Source organism: Nocardiopsis sp. CC223A (assembly GCF_030766825.1).
GTDB lineage: Bacteria > Actinomycetota > Actinomycetes > Streptosporangiales > Streptosporangiaceae > Nocardiopsis.
Genome location: NZ_JASFDV010000139.1, coordinates 1 through 8,870 on the forward strand (window position 1 = coordinate 1; position 8,870 = coordinate 8,870).

At 72.6% G+C, this 8,870-nt stretch carries 9 protein-coding genes; 5 read left to right on the plus strand and 4 right to left on the minus strand.

What is annotated here, in order from left to right; translation table 11 throughout:
* Positions 1-1,449, minus strand: a 1,449-nt coding sequence (locus tag QJS33_RS30465) for a DUF6350 family protein (protein ID WP_372339745.1), incomplete at its 3' end; no start/stop codon positions are given.
* A gap of 151 nt (positions 1,450-1,600) precedes the next feature.
* Between QJS33_RS30465 and QJS33_RS30470 the strand changes: the two genes are divergently transcribed.
* Positions 1,601-2,104, plus strand: a complete 504-nt coding sequence (locus tag QJS33_RS30470) for a DUF1707 domain-containing protein (protein ID WP_306371529.1) — start codon at positions 1,601-1,603, stop codon at positions 2,102-2,104.
* A gap of 60 nt (positions 2,105-2,164) precedes the next feature.
* Here QJS33_RS30470 and sucD read toward each other — a convergent pair whose 3' ends face one another.
* The 3 genes from sucD to QJS33_RS30485 all read right to left on the minus strand — a co-directional run bounded on the left by sucD (position 2,165) and on the right by QJS33_RS30485 (position 5,035).
* On the minus strand, positions 2,165-3,043 hold the full coding sequence (gene sucD, locus QJS33_RS30475) for a succinate--CoA ligase subunit alpha (protein ID WP_306371530.1): 879 nt from the start codon (positions 3,041-3,043) through the stop codon (positions 2,165-2,167).
* A 16-nt stretch (positions 3,044-3,059) separates the two neighbouring features.
* The gene (gene sucC / locus QJS33_RS30480; RefSeq protein ID WP_306371531.1) at positions 3,060-4,241 is read right to left on the minus strand and encodes an ADP-forming succinate--CoA ligase subunit beta; all 1,182 of its coding nucleotides are present in this window, start codon (positions 4,239-4,241) and stop codon (positions 3,060-3,062) included.
* A 386-nt stretch (positions 4,242-4,627) separates the two neighbouring features.
* On the minus strand, positions 4,628-5,035 hold the full coding sequence (locus tag QJS33_RS30485; RefSeq protein WP_306371532.1) for a cobalamin B12-binding domain-containing protein: 408 nt from the start codon (positions 5,033-5,035) through the stop codon (positions 4,628-4,630).
* Positions 5,036-5,151: 116 nt separating this feature from the next.
* On the opposite strand from QJS33_RS30485, the gene QJS33_RS30490 reads away from it, so the two are divergent.
* The 4 genes from QJS33_RS30490 (at position 5,152) to QJS33_RS30505 (ending at position 8,012) form a co-directional block, all read left to right on the plus strand.
* Positions 5,152-5,436 carry a hypothetical protein gene (locus tag QJS33_RS30490; RefSeq protein ID WP_306371533.1) on the plus strand — a complete coding sequence of 95 codons (285 nt, stop codon included), beginning with the start codon at positions 5,152-5,154 and terminating at the stop codon, positions 5,434-5,436.
* A gap of 59 nt (positions 5,437-5,495) precedes the next feature.
* Positions 5,496-6,896: a DNA-3-methyladenine glycosylase 2 family protein gene (locus tag QJS33_RS30495; protein WP_306371534.1), complete on the plus strand. Its 1,401-nt coding sequence runs from the start codon at positions 5,496-5,498 to the stop codon at positions 6,894-6,896.
* A 47-nt stretch (positions 6,897-6,943) separates the two neighbouring features.
* The gene (locus QJS33_RS30500; RefSeq protein ID WP_306371535.1) at positions 6,944-7,507 is read left to right on the plus strand and encodes a methylated-DNA--[protein]-cysteine S-methyltransferase; all 564 of its coding nucleotides are present in this window, start codon (positions 6,944-6,946) and stop codon (positions 7,505-7,507) included.
* 118 nt (positions 7,508-7,625) lie between these two features.
* Complete coding sequence (locus tag QJS33_RS30505) at positions 7,626-8,012, plus strand: hypothetical protein (protein WP_306371536.1); 387 nt, start codon at positions 7,626-7,628, stop codon at positions 8,010-8,012.
* Positions 8,013-8,870: the final 858 nt, after the last annotated feature.

Here is an 8,870-nt window from a genome sequence, read left to right on the forward strand (position 1 = left end):
CTCCTTGCGCTCGCGCTCCTCCTCCGGGGTGGGCCCGGCCGGCGCCGTGTCCTCGGCGGGAGCCTCGGGCGGCTCCTCGACGGCGACACCGCCGCCCCTGTCCTCCCGCGGACGCAGCGGGGTGACCGTGGCCAGCCCCTCGCCCACCGGGACGTCGGCGGGCAGCTCCACCCGCGCGGCGGGCTCGGCGCCCGACTCCTGTACGGGGGCCGCCGGGGACTCCGCGGCGGCGGCCGGGGAGCGGCGGGTGTACCACCAGTTCGCGATCCACGCCGCGATCGCCGCGGCCACCCCCACCTCCAGGGCGGCCACCAGCCCCACCTGCCAGGCGGACGGCCCCACGTCCGACAGCCGCTGCCCGCCCAGGGAGCCGCCCGCCAGCGCCCCCAGGGCCGCGCACAGCAGCCCGGTGGTCACCCCGCACACGAACCCCCACAGCGGCGCGGACTCGCTCACCACGTCCGGCGCACTGCGCTGGGTCAGCACCCCGCCCACCGCCCCCGCGATGAACGGCACCGTCAGTGCCACCAGCGACAGCACCGGTGCCGCCCCGTTCTCCGGCAGCGCCGCCAGCATCGGCAGCAGCGGCAGCGGCCCCACCGACACCCCCGTCGGAGCGACCACCGTCATCTCCCCCACCGCGAACCCGGGACCCAGGGCGTAGCAGACCGCGAACACCACCGCGTTGGGCAGGTAGGCGAGCTGGATGAGCAGGAGCAGCAGACCGCCCACCCACCCCGGGGCCAGCAGCCGCGTGGTCTCCACCGCCTCGGGCAGGCTCACCGCCAGCGCCACCAGGAACAGCAGGAACCCGCCCAGCAGCAGCGTCCCGGTGGAGGCGAGCATCCCCACCAGCAGCGACCGCGACCGGGCGGGCATCAGCCCCAGCAGGTCCCGGGCCACCACACCCTTGTCCCGCATCAGCTGGCGCAGCACCCCCAGCCCGCCGGCCAGGAACGCGATGACGAACCCCATGAGCAGCGCCCGCGGCATGCTCGGCTCCACCGCCTCGGTGCGGGCCAGCAGCGCCAGCGTCCCGCAGATCGCCGCGTACGGCCCGGCGATCGCGATCGCCGCCCGGTGCACGTGCCGCAGCCGGGCGATCTCGCAGTTGCGCGCCATCCACCGGCCCGCCCGGTACAGCAGCAGCCCCGGCAGCAGCACCAGGCCGATCGGGAGCAGGCTGATGCTCCCCTCGGGCACCGCGAACGACACGTGGTGGCCCACCAGCCAGGCCAGCACCGCCCCCTGCAACAGGTCGACGATCTCCTCGCCGAACGTGTCGTGGGGCGCGGCCACCCACCCGACCATGGTCAGGGTGACGATGACCGCCAGGCCGATGCCCGCGGCGGTCGCGGCCGCCACGCCCCCGGTCGAGTAGATCGGGCGCGGCGCGTCCGCGGTTCCCGTGCGGCGGGCTGGGTCGGGGGGAGATCCTGGCGTGCTCACCCGACTTATGCTGCCAGGGACCGGATTGCTCCGCGCCATCCCCGCCGCGCGTGTCGTGCTTCCCCGTCCCGGCGGGACCGTTCCGGAACCCCCTGGCCGGTACGTCCGTCATACGATGAAGACGCCGACTCCCCCGCTCGAACGGACGAAGATGACAGGCCCGGATCCCGCCCCTTACCGCCTCTCCGACGTCGAACGCGACGAGGCGCTGGAGTCCCTGCGCACCGCGTTCCAAGAGGGCAGGCTCACCGTCGACGAGCACGAGGAGCGATCCGGCGCCGCCCTGCGCGCCGTCACCGGCAGGGACCTGGTCCCGCTGTTCGAGGACCTGCCCCCGAACCTGCACCCGAGCGCGCTGTCCGCCTCCGCGGCGGTCGCCCCCGCCGCGAACGCCGAGGGGCCGGTGGACCTGGCCGAGACCGGCCGGTCCGTGGCGAAGAAGAAAAGGAAGAACGACGACAACCTGCCGTCCGTCCTGGGCTGGGGCGGGTTCCTGCTCTTCGTGTGGGGCCTGCCGACGTTCATCTCCGGCAACGTCACCGCCATCAGCGTCTTCCTGGGCTTCTTCTGCCTGATGGTGGTGCCCGGCCTCATCACGGCCCTGGCCCGCCGCCGGCGCCGCGGGAACGGACCCGGCGAGATCACCGGCGGGTGAGACGGCGACGGCCCCGCCCGCGCCCGAAGGCGCGGAACGGGGCCGTGACGGCCTGAACCGCTAGAACAGCTCGCGCACCAGCTTGGCGGTTTCGCTGGGGGTCTTGCCGACCTTGACGCCGGCGGCCTCCAACGCCTCCTTCTTCGCGGCCGCGGTGCCGGAGGAACCCGACACGATCGCGCCCGCGTGACCCATGGTCTTGCCCTCCGGAGCGGTGAACCCCGCCACGTAACCCACCACGGGCTTGGTCACGTTCTCCTTGATGAACGCGGCCGCCCGCTCCTCGGCGTCACCGCCGATCTCACCGATCATCACGATCACGTCGGTGTCGGGGTCGGCCTCGAACGCCGCCAGGGCGTCGATGTGCGTGGTCCCGATGATCGGGTCCCCGCCGATGCCCACCGCCGAGGAGAAACCGATGTCGCTCAGCTCGTACATCATCTGGTAGGTCAGCGTCCCGGACTTGGACACCAGCCCGATCCGGCCCGGCTTGGTGATGGTCGCCGGGATGATGCCCGCGTTCGACTGGCCCGGGGTGATCAGACCCGGGCAGTTAGGGCCGATGATCCGGGTCTTGTCGCCCTTGGACCGGGCGTAGGACCAGAACGCGGCTGTGTCGTGCACCGGCACGCCCTCGGTGATCACGACCGCCAGGCCGATCTCGGCGTCGATCGCCTCGATCACGGCGTCCTTGGTGAACTTGGGCGGCACGAAGATCACGGTCACGTCCGCGCCGGTGGCGGCGATGCCCTCGGCGACGGTGCCGAACACCGGGATCTCGGTGCCGTCGAAGTCGACGGCCTGGCCGGCCTTGCGGGGGTTGACGCCGCCCACGATGGTGGTACCGGAGGCGATCATGCGGCGGGTGTGCTTGGTGCCCTCCGAGCCGGTCATGCCCTGGACGAGGACCTTGCTGTCCTTGGTGAGGAAGATGGCCATGGTGTGTTGCTCCCTGCTACTTCGCCGCGAGTTCGGCGGCCTGCGCGGCGGCGCCGTCCATGGTGTCGACCTGGCGCACGGCCGGGTGGGCCCGCTCGGTGAGGATCTGCCGGCCCAGTTCGGCGTTGTTGCCGTCCAGACGCACGACGAGCGGCTTGGTGACGTCCTCGCCGCGGCCCTCCAGCAGTTCCAGGGCCTGGACGATGCCGTTGGCGACGGCGTCGCAGGCGGTGATGCCGCCGAAGACGTTGACGAACACGCTCTTGACCGAGGGGTCGCCCAGGATGATCTCCAGGCCGTTGGCCATGACCTCGGCCGAGGCGCCGCCGCCGATGTCGAGGAAGTTGGCGGGCTTGACGCCGCCGAAGTCCTCGCCGGCGTAGGCGACCACGTCCAGGGTGGACATGACCAGGCCCGCGCCGTTGCCGATGATGCCGACCTCACCGTCGAGCTTGACGTAGTTGAGGTTCTTCTCCTTGGCGGCGACCTCCAGCGGGTCCCCCTCCTCGGGAACGGCGAGGCTCTCCAGGTCCTGGCGGAACTCGGCGTTCTCGTCCAGGGTGACCTTGCCGTCCAGGGCGACGACGCGGCCGTCCTTGGTGAGGATGAGCGGGTTGACCTCGACGAGCGTGGCGTCCTTGCCGACGAAGGCCTGCCACAGCTTGGCGATGATCTCGGCGGCGCCCGCGGCGGCGGCCTCGGGGAGGCGGCCGGCCTTGGCGATCTCCGCGGCGACGGCCTCGGGGGCCCCGGTCAGCGGGTCGATCGCGATCTTGGCGACGGCGTCGGGGTTGGTCTCGGCGACCTCCTCGATCTCCATGCCGCCCTCGGCGGAGCAGATCGAGAGGAAGTTGCGGTTGGCCCGGTCCAGCAGGAAGGAGAAGTAGTACTCCTCCGCGATGTCGGAGGCCTCTTCGACCAGGACGCGGTGGACCGTGTGGCCCTTGATGTCCATGCCGAGGATCTGCTCGGCCTTGGCCTGGGCGTCCTCGGGGCCCTCGGCGACCTTCACGCCGCCGGCCTTACCGCGACCACCGGTCTTGACCTGGGCCTTGACGACGACGCGGGGCTTGCCCGCGGCGGCGAACTCATCGGCGATCGCACGTGCCTCAGCGGCCGTGCTCGCCACCTTCCCCTGGGGTACGGGAATTCCGTACTCTGCGAAGAGTTGCTTCGCCTGGTATTCGAACAGGTCCACGAGGGTCCGTCCTTGTAACTCGCTGGCTCAGGATGTCTACCGGGGTGGCATGGGTCCGAATCCGGCTCGCCACCGCGTGTCACACGCCGCGGATGCCCCGAACGGGGATGGCCCCGGACGGGGGTCGAGCCGACCACAGGGATCGAGATCGCCGCGGCGTCTTCAGCCACCCGCGACATGCGCAAAGCTTAGTCGCCCGAGATCCGGATGCCGGACACCGGGGGCGCGTTGGCCGCGCCGACCGCCCTGGTGATAGCCGCGCAGGCGGCCCTGGGGAGCCCCCGGTGGGAAAATCTGTGACGAGCGCCACGCTCTATAACACTGCGAACGAGACGAAAGTCGCGAACCCACACGTTACGGGCATGCGACCAACGTCACGCCACGGCTCAGGCGGCGTGCGCGGGACGCACGTTCTCCTTGACCCACTCGGCGATCTCCGCCGTGGGCGAACCCGGTGTGAAGATCTTCGCGACGCCCAGCCGCTCCAGCTCGGCGATGTCCTCATCGGGGATGATCCCGCCGCCGAACACCCGGATGTCCTCCGCGCCGTTCTCCTTGAGCAGCTCCAGCACCCGGGTGAACATCGTCATGTGCGCGCCCGAGAGCACCGACAGCCCGATCGCGTCCGCGTCCTCCTGGATGGCGGCCGCCACGATCATCTCCGGCGTCTGGCGCAGCCCCGTGTAGATGACCTCGACACCGGCGTCGCGCAGCACGCGGGCGACGATCTTCACTCCACGGTCGTGCCCGTCCAGCCCCGGTTTGGCGACGACGACCCGTGCTGCACCTGCCATGGTCCAACCCCTCACGGCCCCTTGTGAGGACCCCGATGCGAGAACAATCCGATGCCCTGAAGAGTAACCCAGGTCACTACGGGCGGCGGGGCGCGGGGACGGGTATGGTCCGGAGCATGGCACAGGAACGGGAACTCGACTCGCTCGGCACCGACGAACTGCGCGAACGCGCCGTCGAACTGGCGCGCAAGAAGTGGGACCTGCGCTTCTTCTGGAAACTCCTGGGGCTGATCCCCGCCGCCGAGGCGATCGCCGGGAACCGGGAGGCCAGCGAGGCCAGCGTCGCCCAGCTGTCCGGGTTCGTGTACGAGGCGCTGTCCGCCGAGAACGACCCCAAGGTCCAGGAGGCGCTGCGCCCCGTGTACATCGAGTACCTCGAAGAGCACTCCGGAGAGGCCTGACCACGATGTCCGAAAACCGCCGGTCCGGGCCCCCGTGATCGGCGAGTATGGATGTCGTGATGGACGATGAGCAGCGCTACCGCGCCGTACACGGCAGGGACTCCCGGTTCGACGGGATGTTCTACACCGCGGTGCGCACCACCGGTGTCTACTGCCGTCCCAGCTGCCCGGCGCGCACCCCCAAAAGGCAGAACGTCGACTTCTACCCGACGGCCGCCGCCGCCCAGGAGGCGGGCTTTCGCGCCTGCAAGCGGTGCCGCCCCGAACTCACCCCGGGCTCGCCCGAGTGGAACATCCGCGCCGACGTGGTCGGCCGCGCCATGCGGCTCATCCAGGACGGTGCCGTCGACCGCGGCGGCGTGCGCGAGGTCGCGGCCTCGGTCGGCTACAGCGAACGCCAGCTCAACCGGCTGCTCACCGCCGAACTCGGCGCCGGGCCGCTGGCGCTGGCCCGCACCGAACGGGCGCGCACGGCGCGCACACTGGTGGAGACCACGGACATGCCGATGACCGACATCGCGTTCGCGGCCGGGTTCTCCAGCGTGCGGCAGTTCAACGAGACCATGCGCGCGATGTTCGGCCGGGCTCCCACGCAGATGCGCGGGCGCACCGTGCGGCCGGAATCGGACACGATCACACTGCGCCTGGCCTACCGGGCGCCGTTCGACCTCGACCGCACCCTGGCCTTCCTCGGCGCCCGCGCCGTCCCGGGCGTCGAAGAGCTCCGCGACGGCGTCTACCGGCGCACGCTGCGCCTGCCGCACGGCCCCGGCACCGCGGAACTGTCCCCGGGGCCAGGGCACGTGCTGTGCCGCCTGCGCCTGACCGACACCCGCGACCTGACCGGCGCGGTGCGCCGCTGCCGCCGCCTGCTGGACCTGGACGCCGACCCGCAGGCCGTCGCCGAGACGTTCGCCGGCGACCCCCTGCTCGGCCCGCTGTCCGCCCGTTCCCCGGGGCTGCGCTCCCCGGGCCACCCGGACCCGGCCGAGCTGGCCGTGCGCGCGGTCCTGGGCCAACAGGTCTCCGTGGCCGCCGCCCGCACACTCGCGGGCCGCCTGGTCCTGGCGTACGGCGAACCCCTGGCCCCGGAACTGCGCACCGGCGGCCTCACCCACCTGTTCCCCGCCCCCGCGGCGCTGGCCGCGGCCGACCCGGACGACCTGCCGCTGACCCGCGCCCGCGCGGCCACCCTCACCGGGCTGGCCGCCGCCCTCGCCGGCGGCGAGGTCGACCTGGGCCCGGGCTGCGACCGCGACGGCACCGAGCGCCGCCTCCAGGAGCTGCGCGGCATCGGACCGTGGACCGCCGCCTACGTGCGCATGCGCGGCCTGGGCGACCCGGACGTGTTCCTGGGCACCGACCTGGGCGTGCGCAAGGCGCTCACCGGCACTCCCGACGACAAGACCTGGAGCCCCTGGCGCTCCTACGCCACCCACCTGCTGTGGGCCTCACTGTGAAGGCCCCGGTCAGGAGAACGGACACGGATATGAGAACGGACACGGGAATGGACATGCTGCCCCTCGACATCGAGGTACCCGACCCGGCACGCGAAGCCGCCGTCGTGTTCAAGGACCCGGCACCGGGACCGACCCGGTTCACCACCATGGACTCGCCCGTCGGGGAGCTGACCCTGTACGGCGACGGGGAGGCCCTGGGCGGCGTGCTCACCCCGGACAAGGACGGGAGCCCCCGCAGCGTGCCCGCCGACTGGGTCCGCGAGGACACCGGCGTGCTCGCCGACACCGCCGCCCAGCTGCGCGCGTACTTCGCGGGCACGCTCACGGAGTTCGACCTGCCCCTGGCCCCGGCGGGGACCGAGTGGCAGCGGCGCGTGTGGACCGCGCTGACCACCATCCCGTACGGGGAGACCGCGAGCTACGGGGAGCTCGCCCAGGAACTGGGCCGGCCCACCGCGTCCCGCGCGGTGGGCATGGCCAACGGGCGCAACCCCATCAGCATCATCGTCCCCTGCCACCGGGTGATCGGGGCGAACGGAACCCTCACGGGGTACGCGGGCGGGCTGGAGCGCAAGAGGTTCCTGCTGTCCCTGGAGTCCCGCGGAAAGTGACCCCCGTCGGGCTCCCCGGGTGTGCGCGGTTCCTCCTCGCCATGCCCCACGGCATGGAGTGGCCTCCCCGCCCTCTCGTTCTTGCAGGTCGATGACGACCCGGGCGATACCGGCCCGCATGTGCACCCGCCCCGGCCACCTCGGACGCCACCACGTGTGCCTGGAGTGCCGGGCCGCGTTCAAGCACCGCCTCCACGAACCGCGCACCCGGGTATGCCCGAACTGCGCGGGGAAGCTGATCGACACCGGAAGCGACCTGGAGGTCCCCCGGCGCGGAGACGACGCCGGTTGGCGGGTGCTGGGGGTACTGCTCCGTGCCGGGGTCACCTTCCACTCCACCTGCTGCGACGGCCCGGGGTGGCGGCCACGCACCATGGCGCAGGTCAAGGAGAGACTGACCGCCGCCGAGCGGACCGGGACCCTCGTGGCCGAGGCGCTGACCACCTTCGACATCGACGAGATCGGCCGCGGGCCCGCACGCGGGGTCGCCCCGACGGGGACCTGAACCCGGGGGGTGGTGGTCTTGTCCCCGCCCAGGAACAGGGGGCGGGCCCGGCCCTGGAGGCCTGGCCCCGGTCACGGCCGGAGGCGGAGGGCATTGCGCGGCCTCGGGCGCGGGGGGTGGGGGCGTGGTGGTCGTGTTGCGCGGTCCGGGTCGGGCCGGGTCGGGCCGGGCTGGGCTGCTTGTGTGTCCGCCCGTGTCCTTTCAGCGCTGTGGGGGGTGGCGGGTGCGCTGTTCGGGGGCCCGGCCACGGTCGGCGGGAGGATCGTCTCCTTCGACTCCGAGGGGCCGGGGTGGGCATCGCCTCCGTCCCGGACACAGAGGGGTGCAGGCCGCGGTGGTCCTCCCGGCCCGGCGCCAGGGGGTCGTTCCCCTGACCGGGATCCCCGGCCCCAGCCGGGAGGAGAACCGGAGTCCTTCGCGCCAGGGGGTTGTTCACCCGACCGGGAAGCTCGCCATAGCCGTGTCACGCCAGTGGGGTGCCCGACCCCGGGGGGTTGTACCCGCCCGGAGCCCCCGGCCCCTGCCGGAGGGCGTCGCGCCGCCCCCGCCCCGGGGGGTGTCCACCCGACCGGGAACCCCGGCCACAGCCGGGAAGAGAACCGTGGCCCCGGCCCCAGGGGGTTGTACCCGACCGGAAAGCTCAGCCCCGGGCCGGAGGGCGTCGCGCCGCCCCCGCCCCGGGGGGGTTGTCCACCCGCCCGGGAACCCCGGCCCCAGCCCGGAGGGTGAACCGGGGCATTCGCCCCGGGGGGTTGTTCACCCGACCGGGAAGCTCGCCATAGCCGTGTCAGGCCAGTGGGGTGCCCGGCCATAGGGGGTCTTCGCGACAGAGGTGAAGGTTTCCAAAAGGGCCACCGC

What these genes read in the sequence shown, in the direction of transcription:
- QJS33_RS30470 (WP_306371529.1), top strand. Translation starts at nt 1,601, where the DNA reads ATGACAGGCCCGGATCCCGCCCCTTACCGCCTCTCCGACGTCGAACGC.
- sucD (WP_306371530.1), bottom strand. Translation starts at nt 3,043, where the DNA reads ATGGCCATCTTCCTCACCAAGGACAGCAAGGTCCTCGTCCAGGGCATG.
- QJS33_RS30485 (WP_306371532.1), bottom strand. Translation starts at nt 5,035, where the DNA reads ATGGCAGGTGCAGCACGGGTCGTCGTCGCCAAACCGGGGCTGGACGGG.
- QJS33_RS30490 (WP_306371533.1), top strand. Translation starts at nt 5,152, where the DNA reads ATGGCACAGGAACGGGAACTCGACTCGCTCGGCACCGACGAACTGCGC.
- QJS33_RS30495 (WP_306371534.1), top strand. Translation starts at nt 5,496, where the DNA reads ATGGACGATGAGCAGCGCTACCGCGCCGTACACGGCAGGGACTCCCGG.
- QJS33_RS30500 (WP_306371535.1), top strand. Translation starts at nt 6,944, where the DNA reads ATGGACATGCTGCCCCTCGACATCGAGGTACCCGACCCGGCACGCGAA.
- QJS33_RS30505 (WP_306371536.1), top strand. Translation starts at nt 7,626, where the DNA reads ATGTGCACCCGCCCCGGCCACCTCGGACGCCACCACGTGTGCCTGGAG.